This is a genomic window from Chamaesiphon sp. OTE_75_metabat_556 (genome assembly GCF_031378165.1).
In the GTDB taxonomy this organism is placed as follows: Bacteria; Cyanobacteriota; Cyanobacteriia; order Cyanobacteriales; family Chamaesiphonaceae; genus Chamaesiphon.
Window position 1 is genome coordinate 1 of sequence record NZ_JANNDR010000465.1, and the last position, 20,833, is coordinate 20,833.

Below are 20,833 nucleotides of genomic sequence, written 5' to 3' on the forward strand. Positions count from 1 at the left end.
TTGAACAAATTTTTATTGATGCCTTATCTCAACCTGTCTTAGATCGCTCGACTGCTCAAGTTAATGCTGTAAAGCTTAGTGGTTTAGCAGGTAAAAGTTTGATCGACGCTTTAAAAGCAAGTATAGATCGAGATAAGCTATCAATGAGATCATTTGCTCAAATTGAATCTAAAAGATTTGGTGGCATAGCTGATACTGCACTTCAAGCACATGAAAGTCTTCTTGATACTTTGAAAGAAAGAATCGATCGCTCTAGTCAAATTAATCCTCTCTTAAAAGAGGATCGTTCAATCGTTCATTCTCCGATCGATCTGGGTTATTATCTCAAAGTAAACTGCTCGAATCAATGCAGACGGTTAACACTCTAGAGTCATACTTATCTCGAAAAAATTGAAACCTGAATGACAGTTAATTCATTTTCAATACATAAGTTGATGATGCGATCGCCTACGACTTCGCCCACTGTTTTTATCTATATTTTGTCGTCGAGTGCCGATCGTTAGATCGGGGCTTCTCACTGCCAAAGAAAAGGGTTTCGGTGAATGGACTATCAAAGTCGCGGGTCGTTCCTTTGTACTGGTTATTTGCAATACTCCACATCACCCTATAATCGAAATAGCCCCCACCAGTGAAGGCGAGGGCTAGATCGATCGAAGGACTGTTACTAGCAGCGCGATCGATAGTAAACAAAGTACTTACTGAATATTATGACCCAAGTAACAGACATCGACATCAGGGAATTGAAAGATCTTATCTTGGGACTGGATAAGAAGATCGAGGCGATCGATAAAAAGGTAGACGCGGGGTTTGCGAACACAGACCTTAAATTTACCAAACTGGATGGGCGGATCGATACCCTCGAAACTAGAGTGTTAGGCAAGTTTGAGACAGTTAACGCCAAAATTACCAACCTCGAAACAAATACCAAAGCAGTTGGCGATCTAGCTGAGAAGGTTGGGGAGTTGAAGAACTGGAAACAGATCGCGATTGTCATCTTCACCGCTACTGTCGGAGGTGCGATCGGGTGGTTCGTCAGAGCAGGTAAAATCTGACTTTCCCACTGTTTCACCCACTGTCTACTTCAGATGCTCACCGTAAGCCTTTCTCTGTATAGTTCTTAGCCATTGCTGATACTTCATTGGTAATGAAGAGGTCATGAGTTCAAGCCTCATTGAGGGCTTTTTGTTGGTAAGGTATTATTGGTAAGGCTTTTAGGAAACAAGTCATGTCCTAATGGCCGAACTTTTGTATATCGGCAATAAGGATCTTGCCAATTTGTTCCATTAGTTCTGGCTCTATTGAGCCTACAATTAAACAGATCGACTGCTGGACTAAAATTTCTGGAGCACAGTGGAAATCTGAAAATGTTGATCAAGTATTAGCGCATCGCTGCGCTTACCTTAATGGGTTAATTTGCGATCGCTAAATAAAAAGCGGGATGCTCCCTCCTTGATGCCTCATCTCAGCCAGTGTTCAATCGATCGACTGCATATGATAATGTTCTGAAATATAATAGCCTAGCTACTGTATATTTAGCATGTGAAAAACACTTAGATAATTTACGGAAAAGTATATTTAGAGATATTCAGAAACACTCTAATGATCTATTTGCTGCCGGTAAAGAGCATGGAATAAAATCCCAATCGAAGCATGAAAACAGAGCGATATTACCAATAGTAAACATCGAAGCACGATGATATTGACGTTGATGTTCTGTTGGATAGTGAACAGCGACATTAAAGATCGGCAATGGTAAATTGTTGGCGATCTGACCCAGTGTTCCCAAGGTCGGTGGTTTAATGAAGCGGTTGAAGCAAGCCGAAACATATTTATGGCCAGGATCTGGGGTAGCTTTGGTTGGAGATTTGCCGATCGAGCACCCAGATTGAGTCGATCGGTTGAAGGTTGTTTCGCATCCATTACACTAGAGGTAGAGCCAATAGACTGCTCCTCGATAACTGTTAATTTCTGATTATGTTTGACCAATTAGCCGAAAGTTTAGAATCAGCCTGGGTAAAGTTGCGCGGTAAGGACAAGATCAAGTCCTCGAATATTCAAGACGCACTCAAGGAAGTCCGCCGCGCCTTGCTGTCGGCTGATGTAAACGTCCAGGTGGTCACAAACTTTGTCAAGGAAGTCGAACTCAAAGCTCAGGGCGCGAACGTAGTTTCGGGAATTCGCCCCGACCAGCAATTTATCAAGATTGTCTATGACGAACTGGTCAAGACGATGGGGGAAACAAATAGTCCCCTGGCGAATGCCAGTACCAAGCCGACAGTGATTCTGATGGCGGGTTTGCAAGGTGCGGGGAAAACTACGGCGACGGCGAAACTCGCGCTGCATTTACGCAAAGAAAATCGCACAGCACTGATGGTCGCAACTGACGTTTATCGTCCGGCGGCGATCGATCAGCTCATCACGCTGGGCAAGCAAATTGACGTCCCAGTGTTCGATATGGGTACGGATGCCAATCCCGTCGAAATTGCCCGTCAAGGTATCGCCAAGGCGCGGGAACTGGGCGTAGATGTGGTAATTGTCGATACTGCCGGACGGTTGCAGATCGATGATCGAATGATGACGGAATTGGCTGATGTCAAAGCGGCAATTCAACCCGATGAAATCCTGTTGGTAGTAGACTCGGCCATCGGTCAGGAAGCTGCAAATGTGACGATGACATTTAACGATCGGATCGGGATTACCGGCGCGATCTTGACCAAGTTAGATGGGGATACGCGCGGTGGTGCGGCGCTCTCTGTCCGAGCGATTTCCGGTCAACCGATCAAATTTGTCGGGGTGGGTGAAAAAGTCGAAGCTCTCCAGCCATTTTATCCAGAGCGGATGGCCTCGCGGATTCTGGGAATGGGCGACGTCCTGACGCTGGTAGAAAAAGCCCAGGAAGATTTTGATATTGCCGATGCCGCAAAATTAACTGAAAAAATCCTCGAAGCCAAATTTGACTTCAATGACTTCATCAAACAGATGCGGATGTTGAAAAATATGGGTTCATTGGGCGGCCTGCTCAAGATGATTCCAGGCATGGGCAAAATCTCTAACGATCAACTGAAACAGGGCGAAGACCAGCTCAAAAAGGCTGAAGCGATGATTCAGTCGATGACCAAAGAAGAACGCGGTAATCCCGATTTACTTGCGAGTACTCCCAGCCGCCGCCGCCGGATTGCCAAAGGTTGCGGTTATAGCGAAAGTGATGTCAGCAAGCTGATCGCCGAATTCACGCGGATGCGGAGCATGATGCAACAGATGAGTATGGGCAATTTCCCTGGGATGGGTGGTAGCAATCCTGGCGCGCGTGGTGGTCAACCAGGCTTACCTACTAAGGCGAAAAAGAAGAAAAAGGGTTTCGGGACATTGTAGAAATTGTGTGGTGACGATCTATTGTCGGTAGAGAGGGTATGCCATTTGACATACCCTTAATCATTGGAGCAGATAATTCTCAGCCCGATCGAATTTGGGATTTCATGGGCACGCAGCATCGACTCAGATATTGGGAATAATAAAACAAAGGATCGATCGACAAAATGGAACCGAGAAGGGTATTCTAGTCATCTATAGGTCAGGATCTCGATCCGAGTAAGTAAATTCTCGGATGGACGATCAAGCCTAGATTGATATACTAAGCCACTATCCGCCATGTAATTGCCGATCGCTAGATTGTATCGATCGTTACTTAAATTAGGTGACTCCGATGGGGTTTTTTAATTTTCCCTGGGTGCATCGCTGACGGAAATTTCTGATCGCGCCGTGTATCCAAGATCGGGAGATCGGTTTTTTTAGTTTTCAATTTACTGCCAACGGCATCGCTCGTCTCATATTGCTACCCCCCGATCCCACATCGATTGTTATGAACAGACTTTTAATGGTTACGACTGTTCCGAGTACGCTCCGAAGTTTTCTGTTGCCTTTTGCCGCTCATTTTCGGGCGCAGGGATGGCAAGTAGATGCCATGGCTTGTGGAATTTCGGCTAATCCTGAGTGCGTAGAGGGATTCGATCGAGTCTGGGACGTCCAGTGGTCTCGCAATCCGCTCGATCCGCGCAATTTATTGTCTGCACCACCAGTAATTCGGGAGATCGTTACGAGAGAACGATACGATCTCGTGCATGTTCATACTCCAGTGGCGGCCTTTGTCACCCGTTATGCACTCAAAGATTTGCGCCACCAATTAAAACTCAAAGTTATTTATACAGCCCACGGATTTCATTTTTTTGAGGGCGGCAATCCTTTGAAAAATACAGCCTTTATTAATTTAGAAAAATCTGCTGGCAAGTGGACAGATTATTTAGTCACGATCAATCATGAAGATCAAGAAGCTGCCGTAAATTATCAATTATTGGCCGCAGATCGCTGTCGTTATATGCCAGGGATTGGTGTGGATTTGAAGTACTATAATCGTCATGCCGTACCTGAGTCGGCAATCGCGCAGGTACGTCAGGAATTGGGCTTGGGCAGTCGCGATCGATTATTGCTTTCGGTAGCCGAATTTACCGCCCGCAAGCACCATGTCGATGCGATCGCCGCATTTGCAAAATTAGCTCGCGTGGATGTACATTTGGCGTTTGCGGGGAGTGGACCACTGATGGACAAAATGAAGCAGTTAGCCGCACAATTAGGTGTTGCCAATCGCGTCCACTTTTTAGGCAATCGCAAAGATATTCCGGTATTAATGAGTGCTGCTAGTGCGAACATCCTCGTGTCTGCCCAAGAAGGATTACCTCGCTGCGTGCTCGAATCCCTAGCACTGGCAACGCCGACAATTGGCACCAAAATTCGCGGTACCCAAGATTTACTTGAAGGTGGCTGCGGACGATTGGTGGATGTGGGAGATGTCGATGGCTTAGGTGCCGCAATGTCCTGGGTACTCGATCGACCCGAAGAATCGATCAATATGACTAAACTAGGCTCTGAGCACATCGCTAATTACGATCTAAATTCGATCGTGCAGATGCATGAGCAATTGTATGCCGAAGCGTTAGGAAGTTGAGAGTGAATAGTGGATAGTGGATAGTGGATAGTGGATAGTGGATAGTGATTAGTGATTAGTGATTAGTGAATAGTGATTAGTGAATAGTGATTAGTGGTTAGTGAATAGTGATTAGTGAATAGTGGTTATTTGATTTAACAGCAATTCATTTGTTAATTGACAAAGAAGCCCCATCACAAAGTGATGAGGCTTCTTTTCGTTAGGTCAGTAATAATTAATCGATAAACTATCCACTATCCACTAATCACCATCCACTATTTAACCCATTTCTCACCAACGATTTCGGCGAGATCGACTACCCGCTGACTGTAGCCCCACTCGTTGTCATACCAAGCGATCACTTTGACCATATCATCGCCCATGACCATCGTCAGACTAGAATCGATCGTACAAGAGGCATCAGTACCCTTGAAATCGCTCGAAACTAGTGGCAACTCGCAGAAGTCCATAATTCCTTTCATCGAGCTTTCTGCGGCCGCTTTGAGGGTCGCATTGACTTCTTCGGTGAAGGTTTTCTTCTCAACATTGATCACCAAATCGACGACCGAGACGTTGGGAGTAGGTACCCGCAAGGCAATCCCATTGAGCTTACCTTTGAGTTCTGGTAAGACCAACGATACGGCTTTAGCCGCACCAGTAGATGTGGGGACGATATTCATCGCCGCTGCCCGCGCCCGACGCAGATCGCGGTGGGAAGCATCCAGCAAGCGTTGGTCGCCGGTGTAGCTGTGAGTAGTGGTCATCGTCCCTTTGATAATGCCAAAGTTGTCATTGAGGACTTTAGCAAAGGGGGCGAGACAATTGGTGGTACAACTAGCATTACTGATGATGAAATGCTTGTTGTGGTCGTAGTCTTTTTCATTGACGCCGACTACGAATGTGCCATCTTCATCTTTACCTGGTGCGGTAATTAATACTTTTTTTGCACCAGCATTGATGTGGCGGGAAGCACCAGCATGGCTGATGAATACACCTGTAGACTCGATCACTAGGTCGATCGCCCATTCTTTCCAAGGTAAGTTATCGGGGTTGCGATCGGATACACATTTAATGATCTTACCGTTGACCGTAATCGTGTTGTCATCAGCACTGATCTCTGCATCAAATTTGCCCAACATGGTGTCGTATCGGAGCAAGTGTGCGTTGGTACGCGGATCGGAAGTATCGTTGATGCCGACAACTTCGATGTGGCTACTCTTTCTGCCGAGCCAGCACCGCATAAAATTCCGTCCGATCCGCCCAAACCCATTAATCGCTACTCTAATCACAGCCTCTTGCCCTCTTTTTATAAAACTTACGTTATAACCAGTGATAAAACCAGATCATATCGCAAACTATACACATCTATAACTTTATCTATAACTTTGTCGATGTATGGATGGGGCTTTTGGGCTTGGAGCGATGGATCGAGTCCCCAACTCCAGGATGTAATCTCGACCATCTGCCAGCAGTTAAAATAACTTAATGCATGAACAGGTATTCATGTGTTATCTTAGATAAGTAATCACAAAAGGTACTCGATCGTGACTAACGCAACTCAAGTCAAATGCGCGTGTAACTCCTCCTGTCTGTGCAACGTTTCCCTCGAAACAGCAGTACTTAAAGATGGCAAAAGCTACTGTAGTCAAGCTTGCGCCGATGGTCATCCCAACGGACAAACTTGCGGACGCAGTGGTTGTACCTGCGCTGCATAACACCGAATTATTCAGATGAATGCAGATTCCTCAAATCAAGAGCAACTAGCTTGCGATGCCCATTCAACTCCCATTCAGCCCGCTCATCCACCTGCACTGAGTTTAGAAAAAGCGCAGCGGATGGCGGATTTTTTTGGATTGCTAGCCGATCCCAATCGACTGCGAATACTTTCACTATTGGCAACAACCGAACTCTGTGTCGGCGATTTGGCAATTGCATTAGCGATGAGCGATTCGGCGGTGTCGCATCAGCTCAAAACATTGCGAGCATTAAGATTGGTTGGCTATCGAAAGCAGGGACGACATGTATTTTATCAACTGCTCGATCGTCATGTCTTCGATTTGTATCGGACGGTATCCGAGCATTTGGATGAATAATTTTGCAGTCCCAATCTGAGCGCGTTATCGATCTAGTGTTAGTTACCGCATGAAGATATCAACATAGTCAGTCACCGGATCGCACGGATTTAGCATTTGCTGTAATCGCCAATATTTCCGATTTTCAGTGATTTTAAAAACCATTTCTCCATTGCGTTCGCAAGATTGTCCTTTATTGATATGACTGACTCGCGTGACGATCTTACCTTGAAACGTAAATTGTTTATCTTCGATATTTAGAATCCTGCCATCGATCTGGAGATAGTCATCGCCTTTAGTTTGTTGACCTCTAATCAGCATGATGCCTTGTCGATCGATTACTTTAATATTCCCAAACTCCGACCAATTTTCTGACCCAATCCATTGCAGGTTCAGCTTATGTCTGCCAACTAATTTTCTGGCAGCGGCGGGACTACTTACGAGCGTTATCTCTTGAGGTTCCGGTTGTGCCCATAGTCCAGTTTGCCAGAGAGATAGAGCTAAACCGATCGAGATGACCTGAATTTTTTTCACGATCGTTGATAGATAATTTAGATGAAGCAGGAATTAGGATAGATCGAAAGACGGTAGAGTGGTGAATGAGGTTCCAGATCGAAACGATCGATAAATTTATTGATCGTTTCATTATTTCTCAATTTGGTAAGACAGTAAATATCGAGATCTGGCGGCAAAATACTTATTCCTAAAACCTAAAGCCTAATCACTAGTTTGGCGGTATTGTTCGATAAAATCTTGCACCTGCTGACGATATTCGCGCATCGTTTCATCGACCCAATTGCGATCATTCCCATTGACATAAATATGTACCAACGGTTCGCCAGCATCGGGGAGAATTAGCACCCAGCGATCGTCTTGATAATTGATGATTTTGACCCCATCTTCAGTGTCTAGATATTCAGGCTGATGATTTTCGAGGATGTGGCGCATCAAGCCGCCTTTGGCCGTCCAGGGACAGCGGAGGGCGTGACTGCGATAAAAGACGCGCGGTAGCTCGGCACGGATGCTACTGAGCGATCGATCTTGGCGGGTGAGCATCTCGATCAATTTGGCGATGCAGAACATCGCATCGAAGCCGGGATGAAATTCGGGGAAAATAAAGCCCATTTCACCGCTGCCACCCAGGACGACATTCGGTAACTGTTGACAAGCTTCCATCAGAGCGGTGGGACTGGCTTTAGTACGTTTGACTTTGCCCCCGTGACGGCGGACGATTTGTTCGATCGCGCTGGAGACTTGGACTGGTACCACCACCGTACCACCAGGATAAGCTGTCAGGACGATTTGCACCATCAGGGCGGTCAGCATGTCCCCGCGAATGGGCACACCTTCCTCGTCCACGAGGATCAATTGCTCGCCATGGGCGGAGACTTGGACGCCGAAGGAACCTTTGAGCGCGACGACGACATGCCCGAGTTGGTTTAATAGGGCTTCACGTTCGCTGGTGGTGAGGGAGAGTTGACTGAGGCTGGCATTGAGGACGACGGCATCGCAGCCAAATTTGGATAACAGGATCGGCAGGATCGCACCGGAAACGGCATAAACATAATCGACGACTACTTTAGTACCAGCATGACGAATAGCGTCGATATTTAGTTGTTTTTGGAAGGCCGATTTATAAATTTCCATCCCTTGAGAAAACCGATTGACATCGCCAATTTCGGGAATCCGCGCGCGGCGAAGATCTTCTTTGAAATAAGCCGATTCGATCTTTTTCTCTTGGGTTGTCGAGATATTGATGCCACGATCGTCAAAAAATTCGATCAGGATCGAATCCATCCGATCGGGATGCAGGCGGACGTGAAGCCCGCCGATGACCGTGACTTCATCTTGACGCTGATGCAGGGCATAAATAATCTTACGGGCGACGGGAATGGCGGTAGCTTCGAGATCTTGGATATTAATTCCCACCGACATCAAGCCAGCAATTAGCGATCGCGACACCATCCGCGAGACATTGCGTTGATCGCGGGAGACGGTAACTTGGGAGCCTGGTTTGAGCGTAGAACCATAAGCGGCACCCAGTTTGACGGCAAATTCGGGCGTGATATCGATATTGGCCAAGCCCTGGACGCCCCGCTGGGCAAACAAATTGCGGTGGGCGATCTGTCCCCAAATCAGATTGAGATTGAGTACCGCGAGCGGTTCGATTTCCTTATTCGGCCAAACGCGGACATTCGGGTTGATTTGGGCTTCCTCGCCGACAGTTGCCAGTGCGCCCAAAACGGCTCCTTCGAGCACTTGAGCACCCCGACCGATCCGGACTCCCCGCGCCAGCACACACGCCCGCAGCTGGGCATCCTCGCCGATAATCGAGCCATTCCCGACGATCGGTCGTTTGAGATTGGCACCGCGACCGATCGCCACATTGTCGCCGATGATCGTCTCGGCGGAGATTTTGACCCGCGCCCCAATTTTACAATTGGCACCAATCATTGCTGGAGCCTCAATTTGGGCGGTCGGATCGATATAAGTATTCGCCCCGATCCAAATCCCCGGACTAGCTTCGGGAAATGGCCAGTCCAGCTTGACTTTGCCGCGCAGCGCATCGTACTGAGCTTCGCGATAGGTGTCGAGTTGACCGATATCGCACCAGTACCCCTCAGCGATATAACCATACATCGGGATATCATGCGCCAGCAGTTGCGGGAATAAATCTTGGGAAAAATCGGCTTCGGTATCGGGATGGAGATAGTCTAAAACTTCGGGTTCGAGAATATAAATCCCCGTATTCACGGCATCCGAAAAGACTTCACTCGCCGAAGGCTTCTCCAAAAACCGTCGAATCCGCTGGTTGTCATCGAGAATGACGACTCCAAAATCTACTGGATAAGGAATCTGCGTCAAAATAATTGTGGCTTTGGCACCTTTTCTGCGGTGAAATTCGATCGCGCTGGTGAGATCGATATCGGTAAGACTATCGCCACTAATCACCAAAAATGTCCCGCCCAAAATTTCCTCGACATTTTTGACGCAGCCCGCCGTGCCCAAAGCACGTTCTGCTTCGATCGCATAGTGAATTTTGACCCCAAATTCACTCCCGTCGCCAAAGTAGTTTTGGATCACCTCTGGCAGGTAATGGACGGTGATGATAATTTCGGTAATCAGATGGCGTTTGAGCAAATTGATAATATGCTCGGCGATCGGGCGATCGATCGCTGGTACCATCGGTTTGGGTAGTTCGCAGGTTAAAGGTCTCAACCGCGTTCCAGAACCTCCAGCCATCAATACTGCGCGCAGTTGCATATCTTCTTTTCTAGGGGGTATTTACCCAATACATCTTAATTGTGCTGCTATTTTTTAAACCTGTGTCCGACGCGATCGCATAGGTTAATATATCGAGCGCAATCGATAGCTTGGGAATCGGGCTAAAATAGAGTGTAGATGGTCACGATAAGCCAATTTCGCGATCGACTTCTGTATCGCTCGTCATCACTCAAAATTTTAAGCAAGACTTATGAATTTCGTTGTCATCGGTTTGGTTGGAGCCTATGGTTATGGCGTCTGGAGATTTTCGCGCAACTTCAATCGGACTAACTATCAACGCACGCTCCCGACCAAGATCGTGCTGGCTTTGCTCTGGCCAGTTTGTTATGTAGTCAATGCTTCCTATCGTCAGAATTTCAATAAGGCTTTAAAAGGTGGGGATTGAGCCTAATTTCCAGTAGGGGCAATTCATGAATTGCCCCTACTGGAAATGCCTAGCTCGGTCAATATCTATCTCGATCGACGATTGCGTCTTTTTGGCGGTGCTACTTGAGTACCAGCCGCATCTTTTTCTACCTTCACGGGCAATGGCTTGCCACCATTAAAATAAGCTTCCATCACCTTTAAGACCATCGGTGCGGCAGTTTTACCGCCACCGCCGCCCGTATGTTCCCCAAAAGCGACGACGACGATTTCTGGTTTGTCCGCAGGGGCATAAGAACCAAACCAGACGTGCGAAGGACCTGGTGGCGCTTCGGCCGTACCGCTTTTACCAGCCGCCTTAGGAATCGTTTCGGAATTCATCACCGCACCCGTACCGCCATCGACGACCTCCCGCAAACCTTTGCGGATCGTGGCTAGCGTCGTGGGTTTGAGATTTAACGATTCGCGCCATTCGCGCTTACTAGCATCTTGGACGAGATGCGGTTTGACATGGTAGCCACCATTGGCAGCTATGGCAAACATCCCAAGGACTTGTAGCGGCGTGGCTTGCAAGAAACCTTGACCGATCGACATATTAATCGTATCGCCGATCGACCAGGGCATTTTGTAGTTGAGCTGCTTCCAGGCATCGTCCGCAACTAGACCCTTAGATTCCTCGGGGAGTTCGATGCCAGTTTTTTTGCCAAATCCATATTTCCGCGTCCAATCGATCAGTGTTGGCCCCCCGACCCGTTGGGCGACTTGATAGAAGAAGGTATCACTACTCCATTTCAGCGCACCAGGAAAGCCTTGAACCCCAAACCCTGCGTGATTCCAATCGGCGAAGGTAAAACCGCCAACCCGGATCGAAGCATAAGTTTGTAGCCGATCTTCGGGTTTGAATTTACCTGATTCTAGCGCGGCGGTAGTAGTGACAATTTTGAAGGTACTTGCGGGTGGGAATCGACTGAGGGCGCGGTTGACAAAGGGATGATCCTGGCCTTGCAATTGCTTCCAGACTGCTGGCGAAATCTGTCCTGAGAGTGAATTGGGATCGAAGGCAGGGCGACTAGCCATCGCCAAAATTTCGCCCGTGCGCGGGTCCATCGCCACGATTGCGGCTTTATGTTTGCCGATTGCTTCTTCGGCGACCTTTTGGAGATCGAGATCGAGGGTGATATTGACATCTTGCCCTGGTTTAGAAACTTTCTGGCCGAGAAATTGCTGCAATCTACCCTTGCCATCTACTTCCACTTGGGTACCACCCCACTCGCCTCGCAGTCGAGATTCTAAGGTCGATTCTAGCCCCATTTTGCCAGTAACATCACCCAATCGATAACCTTGAGATCGCCGTTCGTCCAGTTCGCGATCGTTCATTTCCCCCGTGTAGCCGAGGACGTGAGCGGCAAGCTGACCGCCGGGATAATAACGTACCGACTCGATATCGACATCGATCCCCTCTTTTTCGGCTCCGTATTCTTGCAGTCTGGTGATCTGAGCGTCAGTCAGGTCGCGCACAATTCTGACCCGATTGGTGGAATTAACCCGCGATCCAGTCATCTTAGCTTCGATCGCGTTTTCATCGAGATCCAAAATTTCCGCCACCCGCTTGCGAGTCTGGAGCCAATTCTCGCGTTTGGTCGCCAACGGCCACACAAAGATTGAGTGCGATAATTTATTACCAGCCAACAGCCGGCCTTTGCGATCGTATATATTACCGCGTACTGGGGGTTTGGCGACGGTGCGGACGCGATTGTTTTCAGCGATTTGACGATTTCTTGTGCCTTGGCTGAGTTGCAGATAACCCAGCCGCGAACCGATCCCGCCGAGCAATCCCAGTCCGACGATGGTCATTAGTACCCAAGCTTGACGACCCTGTCCGACGGTGCGTTTTTTTTGATAGAAGCCAGAAATACCAAATTCACTACCGGAGAGATCGCCAGACATTTTGTCAGAGAACCGATTCTGCATAAAATTAAGCTTAACTTGAGGGGGTCGATCGAGTCTTTGACTGGATCGATAGTTGGGATCTTAGCCGATCCCAGTCATTTCTCTGAGTAGGGGATACCGCACTTAGATCGAGGGCGTTGCTGTATTGGAGATATTGAAAGGGGACTGGGGAAAGGGGAGATGGGGAGACCGATCTTTAATGGCGATTGGATCGCTATTATTTGCCAGTACTCGCGACTGCCGATATGGTCGATCGCTTAAATCAGCCCTGCAACTATGTTAATCGAGATCGCTAGAATCGTCGTATTAAAAAAGAACGACAAAATACCATGAAATAAACTCCAGATTCTCATTTGGCGCGAGGTCACATTCACATCTGATACCTGCCCCGTCATGCCAATTACAAACGAGAAATATAAAAAATCCCAGTAGTCTGGTTCAATTTCGCCAGGAAATTCTAGCCCTGAGGATTGGCGTTCGGCTAGCGTTTTCTCGCCCTGATAATACAGATGAGCGTAATGCTGGGTAAAAATGGTATGTACCAACAACCACGAACCGACAATTGTCAGGATTGATATCGCTACATGCATCACCAAAATCGCCGTGGCCGCTTTTTTGTCGTGAGGGATCGCACCCACTGCCACTAGGCTGATACAAGCAGCGAACGCGATTGCAATCGAAATAATCCACCGCCCTTCATCCTCTTTGAGTGCCAACTTTTGCATCATGGCTGGAGTCGCCCGAATCATCAATCGCCAGGTCAAAGCTAGGAAGGTAATCATGACTACATCCCACACGCACAGGATGCGAGTCGTCCAATACAGCCAATTTGGTAAGAGGATGGCGACGACACCCGCAATCGCCAGCGAGATCCACAGTCGGGGGCGAATGCTAAATTTGTGCGGAAATTTATGATTTGATTGAGAGTTCATTCATTTTCGATCGCTTTAGTGGAGCTTTTCACCATCTTCAATCCGATGAAAGTTGCTCGCGATCGAACCACGATGTTCGTTGCTAGCAGCTAATTCTTCAACATCAAAATCGAAAATATCTAGATCTAAGATATCCGCCAGCTCTAAATTCATACTTGGGCGGAGAATCATGACTACTTCTTCGATTGCTGGTTCGATCTCATCGACGACCATTTCATCCATATTGTAGGATACAAATAGGTACGCCCCATTCATTAAGATTAAAGCTATCGAACAGATAATTTGCATTTGCCCCATCCTCCAGACTGTGGATAAATCCAGGATCGACCCAATTTAGTAAATACCAAGCTTAAGTAGCTAGCATCTCGATTTTACTGAATTAGAGTTGCACTGCGGCTCTGTCAAATTAAACATTTTAGGCGATCGAGACTGCGCCAACTGGTGTATCGATCTAAATCGATACACCAGTTGGCGCGCTTGATGCAGATCTAATCTTCCTTTTGATGGTAATGGCGACAATCTTGACACAGACCATCTGGATTGACGGCACACCGAATATAGGGAGATCTGGCATTGTAACTGCAACTCAAATCGCCAATGACATAGCCGACCCCCTCAATGTATTGCTCTTCGGGATCGCGATTTACCCGTTTATAAAAGCGGCGATTGGAGCTAGGCTCGGTCATCGTCAGCCGCCGACTCCGCGCGCGCAATCGCTGAGAATAGCTCAACCACGAGCAGGTCAGCAATAGTAACGTAATTGTGAAAATAGCTAATAGTGTGTGGAGCACCCATGACACCTCAATTCATAACTAATATGATAACCTGCTAATTTGGTGAGAAAACAGTACTTTTATTAAAGATTAAGAAAATTATCAAAAGATTTAGTGTGGATTTACTTGATAGTCGGGAGTCGTTGATTTTTATTATTACCGATTCATGAGTTTCAATCGGTAATAATAAACACATCGATCGCGGACATCATCGAGCTAAAATATCAGAGATCGAGCGGTATTAACCTGCGCTTTTCGTCGCAAATATCCGCTCGATCGTCGCTTCGACGACGCGATCGGGTGTGGAAGCTCCTGAGGTGACACCGACCGTAATTTTACCTGCTGGCAGCCAATTTTTGGTAATTTCGAGTTCTTTAGATAATGGTTTGTGTTCGATCTGATTATCAGCCAAAATACGGATATCGCTATCGATATGATACGAAGGAATCTGATGTTCGATCGAGATTTCTTGAAGATGCGTGGTATTGGATGAGTTGTAGCCACCGATGACGACCATCAGATCGAGGGGTTCATCGACGAGCTTAAACATGGCATCCTGACGCTCCTGTGTAGCATCGCAGATCGTGTTGAAGCTTTGGAAATGGTCGTTTAATTCGGCGGTGCTATATTTTTTCATCATCGTCCGCTCGAACAGTTTCCCGATCGCTTCAGTTTCGGTTTTGAGCATAGTTGTCTGATTGGCGATGCCGACTTTTGCTAAATCCACATCGGGATCGAAGCCAGCAGAGCAAGCATTACTAAATTTGGCTAAAAATTCATCGCGACGTTGCAATTTTTCAGCGGAAGAATCGCCATTATTTAAAATATAGTTGGCTACATATTCAGCTTCAGCCATATTTAATACGACTAAATACTTGTCAGCAAAAGAACTCGTCGCGACCGTTTCTTCATGCTTGTACTGACCGTGAATAATCGAAGTATAGTCTTTTTTCTTGTGCTTTTCGATCGTGTTCCAGACCTTAGATACCCACGGACAAGTCGTATCGACGATCGTACAACCTTTGTCATTGAGCAGTTGCATTTCTTGGACGCTAGCACCAAAGGCCGGTAAGATTACCACATCACCACAATCGATCGGATCGAAATTTTTGATCCCATCTTCGACCTGAATAAATTGCACATTCATTTCCCGCAACCGTTGGTTGACCGAAGGATTGTGAATGATTTCATTGGTGATCCAGATCCGTTCGGTAGGAAAATGTTGGCGCGTTTCATAAGCAATCGCAACGGCTCTTTCTACCCCCCAACAAAACCCAAAGGACTCGGCAAGTCGAATTGTCACATCACCGCGAGTGAGCGTATAGTTGCGATCGCGAATCTCTTTGATTAAATCACTTTCATATTCTGATTTTAAAACCACCTCCACATCGGCTTGATGTCCGAAGCCTTTGCGATGATAGTTGTCTGATTGATTGAGCGATCTTTTAAAAGCTTTGGTGTCCATGATGGGGCGGCTGGTGGCTAGTGACTCGGTACTAGCATTATATCGGAGTGGGTTGTTTAAATGTTTCTGGGAGTTTGGGAGATCGTCCATATTGCATATTTTAAAACTTGCCTCCCAATACCAAGCATAATGGCTCGATTGTCGAGCCAATCTCACGATCTCAACTAAAACAGCATGGTTAAATATTACGATCCCGATCTAGTAATTCAAAAATTGAAGGATGGTAAAACAGTAATCTATCCCGAGCTGAAGCATGGCATCGCCAGAATGGGCGCAGCAATCATACCCCAACTTATCGATCTCCTCAAATATCCGGGCGGACGAGCGCGTGCGGTACAAGCATTGGGGCTAATTGGTTCCGAGGCAAGGTCGGTATTACCTCAACTTATTTTGCTACTCGACGATCGCGATGCTCAGATGCGAGCGATGGTAGCATTTGCTTTGGGAGAAATAGGCGAGGCAAGCTTGATGATTCCCCATCTAACTCCACTACTCGACGATCTGAATGCAGAAGTGTTTGATAGTACAGTGTTTGCCTTGGGAAAAATGGGTGCAGGCGCAGAAGCAATACCACATCTGATTCTACGGCTCACAGATCTAGATGAATTGACGCGATCGCAGGCAGCATACGGGCTGAGGCAAATGGGAAGATCGGCTAAGTCGGCAATCTCACATCTACTGCCACTGCTCGACGATCCCAGTACAGAGGTGCAAAAACAAGCAGCATTAGCCGTGGGACACATCAGCCCAGGGGATGAATCGATCGTTCCCAGCCTGATGCCACTGCTGAAACATGGGAACCAAGAAGTGCGATCGAATGCTGCGTATGCCATGGGCGATAAACTCTCTTCTATTCCATTGGCAGATCGGCGACCTTAGCCTAAGTTTTAATCTTCAACATCATCAACCGCCTGCAAATAAACTAGTCCGAATTGCCTCAATCTACAAACAATTGCTATCTTAAATATAAAGAAGTGTAAAGCGGTTCTCTTCCATTGGGTAAAGCATTTATGACAGCAGCAGTTTTGGCAGCACAAATGACCGCAGGCGGAGACGATTCGAGCAGATTCGACCCGATCGAGTCTTGGTATCCAGTCGCTTATATTGAGGATCTCAGTCAGATCGCGCCCACACCGTTTACCTTGATCGATCGAGATTTGGTGATTTGGTGGGATGTTCTAGCGCAAGCTTGGCGGGCATTTGACGATCGCTGTCCCCATCGATTGGCGCGACTATCCGAAGGCCGAATCGCTGAAGATGGTTTACTTGAATGTCCCTATCATGGTTGGGCATTTACCGGCGAGGGTACTTGCGATCGCATCCCGCAGCAACTACCAGATGCCCAGGCGGAAACTTCCCGCCGCGCTTGTGTCAAGTCGCTACCGACGATTGTGGAGCAGGGATTGTTATTTATCTATGCTGGGACGCCTGCCAGAGCAGAGCAGACATCAGTCCCGCTGATGCCGGTACCGATGGTAGATGGCAAACCGACGGATGGCTGGATCGTGTTAAATACGTTCCGCGATTTGCCTTACGATGCGGCAACTCTACTCGAAAACGTCCTCGATCCGAGTCATTTACCCTACACGCATCACAATAGTGTCGGGAAGCGATCGAATGCTGGTCCGGTAGAATTGGAAGTGATTTCATCAGACAAGTCTGGCTTGATCGGGGCTTGGCAAGAGGGGCCGCGCAAAGGGACACTAGGCCGACAAGATACCACTTTTATCGCGCCCTGCCTGATGTGGCACGAACTCAAATCCCAGCAGTTTGGCGAGACGATTACGGTCGTTTATGCCACGCCAACGCGGAAGGGTGAATGTCGAATTTTTGCCAGATTTCCGTTCAAGTTTGCGAGTAAGATTCCGGCATTTGTGATTAGTGCGACGCCCCAATGGTATTCGCATATTAGTAATAATGCGATCTTAGAGGACGACCAAATTTTCTTGCACCATCAAGAACGCTATCTCGAACAAAGTGGTGGTAGCGAAAGCTTTAGTCAGTCATTTTATCTACCGACCAAAGCCGATCGCTTCGTGTTTGAATATCGCCAATGGTTGAATAATTATCAGGCCGATCCTTTCCCCGGTCAAACTTTTAAGCCTGCTTTAGCTACCGAGCAATTACTCGATCGGTATCACAGTCATACCGAGCATTGTCATAGTTGCAGTACGGCACATCGAAATCTCAAAACGGCCAAACAAGCGATCGTTATCGTTGCCCTAATTGCCTGGATAAGTACGATGATTTTCGCGCTAGCTGGCGGTGAAAATACACTACTTACTGCCTTCATATCAATCGGCTTTGTAGTGGTTGGATCGATCGGTTGGACGATCTGTGATAAGTTGCAAATCAAGCTAGAACGAGGCGATCGGATGCCAGCTCGCAATCGAAAGTAAAACAATCGACCAAAATCAGAAACCCGACTTCTTCAAGAAGTCAGGTTTCTTACTAGCGATAGTTTGGAACTATCAACTATCAACTATCAACTATCAACTATCAACTATCAACTAACTACTCTACTTGAACTGCTTGAACATCAACTGGAGCATCGTTAACGGAGGTTGTTGATGTTGTGGCTTTGTCAGCTCTAGGATTGTGTGCTTGCAACTTTTCTTTGGCAATTTGGGAAACTTCAGCAATTAACAATGAGATGACAATACCGTCATCAATCCAACCAATGACCGGGAAAATATCGGGGGAAATATCGATCGGGCTAACGAGATAAACAATGGAGCCGGCTACTACCCACCAACGATATTTGGGATTACGTAGCAAGTCGCGATACCAGTTGTAAATCGATTGGATGGAAAAGTTCATGTTGGTTTCCTTTGAGCTATTTCTGAGCTGTTTCTATCATCCTCTACTTCTCTTAAATCTGATAGGTGTGGAAAACTGATATTTTTGTAGTAGCGTCCACACCTTAGCTAGGGGTTAGGGGTTAGGGGTTAGAGGGTAGGGGATAATCAGAGGCTAGGTAACTTGCTCGACTTGGACTTCATCGGCAAAACTGACCCGCTGGGTGAATTCAAATGGCCCCGCGATCGATCCCCAGATATGTTCGTCGGTGTGGATGTCGCGACCGCGATCGAGGCTGATAAGCTGCCCAGGGCTAATTTCAAAGCTGTTATCTAAATAAGTATCTTTGCCGTTGCGAGTCACCTTACAGCCCTTTCCAGGTTCCACATAGCCCTTGAAGGTACTGCCAGTCCATTCGGTAATCATCGTACAACCAGGCATTTTAATAATTTTATCGTGGGTGAGTTGGGCAAACAGTTCTGGTTTGCGGGCGGCTCCGTAGAATTCGGCTTCTGGATCGATCGTATAGTGCTCGATTTCGATCCGATCGTTGACGATCGCAAAATTTAGCACCCGCAAACGATAGGGATTCTGGAGCATAAAGTCATAAGCCTGCTCCAGAAATAAGCTCACCCCACCAAACAACTCATATGGCAAGGGACGCATACACACCCGAATATGCGCGAAAAATGGGGGATTTTCAAATGCCTGAGCTTGATTGCTAAAATCTCCAGCCATCCAGCGTGCCAGAGTCGGAATATCGGTAGAATGAGTCATAGTGGCGGTCTATTATTGATTACTGTTATTGGCACTGCCCGATCTTTATTTTCACAATTTTATGACCCAATTAGCACCGCTCCGGTTAGTTTCACTCTTGCCAAGTGCCACGGAAATTATCGCTGGTTTGGGCTTAATCGATCGATTGGTGGGAATTTCCCATGAGTGTGACTATCCACTGGAGATTAAAGATCTGGCGATCTGTACGTCGGCACGGCTTTCGACTCAACAGTCGAGTGGTGAGATTCACCAAGAAGTCGATAAATTACTCGCTGCGGCCATGAGTATTTATGACATTAATCTCGACACATTAACCCGATTGCAGCCTACTCACATTATCACTCAAGACCAGTGCGATGTTTGCGCCGTAAGTTTTTCGGAAGTGGAAACAGCCGTTGCCAAATTAACCAATAGTCACCCGCAAATTATCTCACTTCAACCCGATACGATCGCGGATGTGTGGGCGGATATTCAACGTGTGGGAGAAACTTTGAATGTTGAGTGGCAATCGATCGTTTCAGCTCTACAACAGCGAGTTAAAACCTGTCAAACTCAATGTCAAAATCTTAGATCCAATCCCCCTAAAGTTGCCTGTATCGAGTGGACAGATCCGCTAATGTTGGCAGGAAATTGGATTCCTGAATTGGTGGAGATGGCTGGCGGCGAACCAATTGGTGGCATCACCGGACAACATTCACCGCGCATTAGTTGGGATGAATTGGTTGCTGCCGCTCCCGATACGATTATTTTCATGCCGTGTGGTTTCGATCTTGATCGCACTCGCATCGAAGCCCAACCGCTTACACAACATCCGCAGTGGGCAAATCTCCCAGCAGTCAAGCTCGATCGAGTCTATATCACTGATGGTAATGCTTATTTCAATCGTCCTGGCCCCAGACTGGTCGAATCATTAGAAATTCTGACTGAAATTCTCAATCCCCAAGTCTGTAACTACGGCCATCATCAAACTGGTTGGGTTAAGTTTTGATAAAAATGGGTCGATGGTACAATCAACTCGTGTAGAAACTTGATAGTTTGCCGATTAGCTTATTACTAATATCTGAGTCTAGTAATCGCTGTCAGCAACACAAAGACCCTTACACTTAATCCCATTATTAGCCGTCCGCAGACAATGGGGACATAAAATTGGCTCCTCTAGTTTCGACTCATTCGTAAGATCGATCGATACCGCCCGATCTTCAAGCTGAGGATTTGCTAGTGGCGACGTGACTCGATCGATCTGAGATTCAACCGTCATGATTTCTATGCTTCAAGAATACGTGATGGATTTCTCAACCATAACGTATTCGCCCAAATTCGGCAGCAGAGTCGAGACTAGTTAAAATTAGATGCCACCGCCACCTTCACCTGTGCCAACCGTAACACGCGATCGCCCAAAGTATAACCGCGCTTTAACTCATCGATCACTAGCCCAGCTG

General features: G+C 47.1%; 22 protein-coding genes and 1 pseudogene. 11 read left to right on the top strand and 12 right to left on the bottom strand.

The features are described 5' to 3' along the window. The 5 genes and pseudogenes from RMO27_RS18840 to RMO27_RS18860 all read left to right on the top strand — a co-directional run. On the top strand, positions 1-368 hold a 368-nt coding region (locus tag RMO27_RS18840; protein ID WP_309735379.1), incomplete at its 5' end, for a hypothetical protein. A 339-nt stretch (positions 369-707) separates the two neighbouring features. Beyond that, entirely contained in the window at positions 708-1,052 is a 345-nt protein-coding gene (locus RMO27_RS18845) for a hypothetical protein (protein WP_309735381.1), read from the top strand. 221 nt (positions 1,053-1,273) lie between these two features. Then, positions 1,274-1,426: pseudogene (locus tag RMO27_RS18850) on the top strand (ISKra4 family transposase); the annotation flags it as partial. Between the two features lie 548 nt (positions 1,427-1,974). Next, on the top strand, positions 1,975-3,372 hold the full coding sequence (gene ffh / locus RMO27_RS18855) for a signal recognition particle protein (protein ID WP_309735383.1): 1,398 nt from the start codon (positions 1,975-1,977) through the stop codon (positions 3,370-3,372). A 487-nt stretch (positions 3,373-3,859) separates the two neighbouring features. Next, entirely contained in the window at positions 3,860-4,999 is a 1,140-nt protein-coding gene (locus tag RMO27_RS18860; protein WP_309735385.1) for a glycosyltransferase, read from the top strand. Positions 5,000-5,253: 254 nt separating this feature from the next. Here RMO27_RS18860 and RMO27_RS18865 read toward each other — a convergent pair whose 3' ends face one another. Beyond that, on the bottom strand, positions 5,254-6,267 hold the full coding sequence (locus tag RMO27_RS18865) for a type I glyceraldehyde-3-phosphate dehydrogenase (RefSeq protein WP_309735388.1): 1,014 nt from the start codon (positions 6,265-6,267) through the stop codon (positions 5,254-5,256). Between the two features lie 255 nt (positions 6,268-6,522). Here RMO27_RS18865 and RMO27_RS18870 point away from each other — a divergent pair, with 255 nt between their 5' ends. Continuing rightward, on the top strand, positions 6,523-6,693 hold the full coding sequence (locus RMO27_RS18870; RefSeq protein WP_309735390.1) for a metallothionein: 171 nt from the start codon (positions 6,523-6,525) through the stop codon (positions 6,691-6,693). Positions 6,694-6,813: 120 nt separating this feature from the next. Then, positions 6,814-7,071 (top strand): ArsR/SmtB family transcription factor, encoded by a 258-nt coding sequence (locus RMO27_RS18875; RefSeq protein ID WP_396133757.1) that lies wholly within the window; start codon positions 6,814-6,816, stop codon positions 7,069-7,071. A gap of 42 nt (positions 7,072-7,113) precedes the next feature. Here RMO27_RS18875 and RMO27_RS18880 read toward each other — a convergent pair whose 3' ends face one another. Then, positions 7,114-7,584 carry a hypothetical protein gene (locus RMO27_RS18880; protein ID WP_309735394.1) on the bottom strand — a complete coding sequence of 157 codons (471 nt, stop codon included), beginning with the start codon at positions 7,582-7,584 and terminating at the stop codon, positions 7,114-7,116. 183 nt (positions 7,585-7,767) lie between these two features. Further along, the gene (locus RMO27_RS18885) at positions 7,768-10,308 is read right to left on the bottom strand and encodes a mannose-1-phosphate guanyltransferase (RefSeq protein ID WP_309735420.1); all 2,541 of its coding nucleotides are present in this window, start codon (positions 10,306-10,308) and stop codon (positions 7,768-7,770) included. Positions 10,309-10,525: 217 nt separating this feature from the next. Here RMO27_RS18885 and RMO27_RS18890 point away from each other — a divergent pair, with 217 nt between their 5' ends. After that, positions 10,526-10,720, top strand: coding sequence for a hypothetical protein (locus RMO27_RS18890; protein ID WP_309735396.1), 195 nt, complete (start codon positions 10,526-10,528; stop codon positions 10,718-10,720). Positions 10,721-10,785: 65 nt separating this feature from the next. On the opposite strand, the gene mrdA is transcribed toward RMO27_RS18890, so the two are convergent. From mrdA to RMO27_RS18915, 5 genes are all read right to left on the bottom strand, one after another. Next, a complete protein-coding gene (gene mrdA, locus RMO27_RS18895; RefSeq protein WP_309735398.1) occupies positions 10,786-12,669 on the bottom strand; it encodes a penicillin-binding protein 2 in 1,884 nt (627 codons plus the stop codon). A gap of 236 nt (positions 12,670-12,905) precedes the next feature. Continuing rightward, entirely contained in the window at positions 12,906-13,580 is a 675-nt protein-coding gene (locus RMO27_RS18900; protein ID WP_309735400.1) for a DUF1345 domain-containing protein, read from the bottom strand. Positions 13,581-13,595: 15 nt separating this feature from the next. Beyond that, positions 13,596-13,835 (bottom strand): hypothetical protein, encoded by a 240-nt coding sequence (locus RMO27_RS18905; RefSeq protein WP_309735402.1) that lies wholly within the window; start codon positions 13,833-13,835, stop codon positions 13,596-13,598. Between the two features lie 233 nt (positions 13,836-14,068). Next, complete coding sequence (locus tag RMO27_RS18910) at positions 14,069-14,371, bottom strand: DUF6464 family protein (protein WP_309735404.1); 303 nt, start codon at positions 14,369-14,371, stop codon at positions 14,069-14,071. A gap of 223 nt (positions 14,372-14,594) precedes the next feature. Further along, positions 14,595-15,818 (bottom strand): 4-hydroxy-3-methylbut-2-enyl diphosphate reductase, encoded by a 1,224-nt coding sequence (locus RMO27_RS18915; protein WP_309735422.1) that lies wholly within the window; start codon positions 15,816-15,818, stop codon positions 14,595-14,597. A 174-nt stretch (positions 15,819-15,992) separates the two neighbouring features. Between RMO27_RS18915 and RMO27_RS18920 the strand changes: the two genes are divergently transcribed. Beyond that, positions 15,993-16,697 (top strand): HEAT repeat domain-containing protein, encoded by a 705-nt coding sequence (locus tag RMO27_RS18920; RefSeq protein WP_309735406.1) that lies wholly within the window; start codon positions 15,993-15,995, stop codon positions 16,695-16,697. A 131-nt stretch (positions 16,698-16,828) separates the two neighbouring features. Then, a complete protein-coding gene (locus RMO27_RS18925) occupies positions 16,829-18,217 on the top strand; it encodes a Rieske 2Fe-2S domain-containing protein (RefSeq protein WP_309735408.1) in 1,389 nt (462 codons plus the stop codon). Between the two features lie 115 nt (positions 18,218-18,332). Here the strand turns inward: RMO27_RS18925 and RMO27_RS18930 are convergent, their stop codons facing one another. Together RMO27_RS18930 and RMO27_RS18935 are read right to left on the bottom strand one after the other, a co-directional pair. Then, positions 18,333-18,638: a YkvA family protein gene (locus RMO27_RS18930; protein WP_309735410.1), complete on the bottom strand. Its 306-nt coding sequence runs from the start codon at positions 18,636-18,638 to the stop codon at positions 18,333-18,335. A gap of 153 nt (positions 18,639-18,791) precedes the next feature. Further along, the gene (locus RMO27_RS18935; RefSeq protein WP_309735412.1) at positions 18,792-19,394 is read right to left on the bottom strand and encodes a chromophore lyase CpcT/CpeT; all 603 of its coding nucleotides are present in this window, start codon (positions 19,392-19,394) and stop codon (positions 18,792-18,794) included. Between the two features lie 61 nt (positions 19,395-19,455). On the opposite strand from RMO27_RS18935, the gene RMO27_RS18940 reads away from it, so the two are divergent. After that, a complete protein-coding gene (locus tag RMO27_RS18940; protein WP_309735414.1) occupies positions 19,456-20,382 on the top strand; it encodes a cobalamin-binding protein in 927 nt (308 codons plus the stop codon). Positions 20,383-20,460: 78 nt separating this feature from the next. On the opposite strand, the gene RMO27_RS18945 is transcribed toward RMO27_RS18940, so the two are convergent. Both RMO27_RS18945 and grpE read right to left on the bottom strand, forming a co-directional pair. Beyond that, on the bottom strand, positions 20,461-20,652 hold the full coding sequence (locus RMO27_RS18945) for a hypothetical protein (protein ID WP_309735418.1): 192 nt from the start codon (positions 20,650-20,652) through the stop codon (positions 20,461-20,463). 77 nt (positions 20,653-20,729) lie between these two features. After that, entirely contained in the window at positions 20,730-20,822 is a 93-nt protein-coding gene (gene grpE / locus RMO27_RS23975) for a nucleotide exchange factor GrpE (protein ID WP_396133758.1), read from the bottom strand. Positions 20,823-20,833 lie beyond the last annotated feature (11 nt).

Coding starts and splice junctions, on each gene's coding strand:
- RMO27_RS18875 (WP_396133757.1), top strand. CDS start 6,814: ATGGCGGATTTTTTTGGATTGCTAGCCGATCCCAATCGACTGCGAATA.
- RMO27_RS18890 (WP_309735396.1), top strand. CDS start 10,526: ATGAATTTCGTTGTCATCGGTTTGGTTGGAGCCTATGGTTATGGCGTC.
- mrdA (WP_309735398.1), bottom strand. CDS start 12,669: ATGCAGAATCGGTTCTCTGACAAAATGTCTGGCGATCTCTCCGGTAGT.
- ffh (WP_309735383.1), top strand. CDS start 1,975: ATGTTTGACCAATTAGCCGAAAGTTTAGAATCAGCCTGGGTAAAGTTG.
- RMO27_RS18945 (WP_309735418.1), bottom strand. CDS start 20,652: ATGACGGTTGAATCTCAGATCGATCGAGTCACGTCGCCACTAGCAAAT.
- RMO27_RS18845 (WP_309735381.1), top strand. CDS start 708: ATGACCCAAGTAACAGACATCGACATCAGGGAATTGAAAGATCTTATC.
- RMO27_RS18940 (WP_309735414.1), top strand. CDS start 19,456: ATGACCCAATTAGCACCGCTCCGGTTAGTTTCACTCTTGCCAAGTGCC.
- RMO27_RS18905 (WP_309735402.1), bottom strand. CDS start 13,835: ATGAATGGGGCGTACCTATTTGTATCCTACAATATGGATGAAATGGTC.
- RMO27_RS18935 (WP_309735412.1), bottom strand. CDS start 19,394: ATGACTCATTCTACCGATATTCCGACTCTGGCACGCTGGATGGCTGGA.
- RMO27_RS18900 (WP_309735400.1), bottom strand. CDS start 13,580: ATGAACTCTCAATCAAATCATAAATTTCCGCACAAATTTAGCATTCGC.
- RMO27_RS18860 (WP_309735385.1), top strand. CDS start 3,860: ATGAACAGACTTTTAATGGTTACGACTGTTCCGAGTACGCTCCGAAGT.
- RMO27_RS18920 (WP_309735406.1), top strand. CDS start 15,993: ATGGTTAAATATTACGATCCCGATCTAGTAATTCAAAAATTGAAGGAT.
- RMO27_RS18930 (WP_309735410.1), bottom strand. CDS start 18,638: ATGAACTTTTCCATCCAATCGATTTACAACTGGTATCGCGACTTGCTA.
- RMO27_RS18915 (WP_309735422.1), bottom strand. CDS start 15,818: ATGGACACCAAAGCTTTTAAAAGATCGCTCAATCAATCAGACAACTAT.
- RMO27_RS18925 (WP_309735408.1), top strand. CDS start 16,829: ATGACAGCAGCAGTTTTGGCAGCACAAATGACCGCAGGCGGAGACGAT.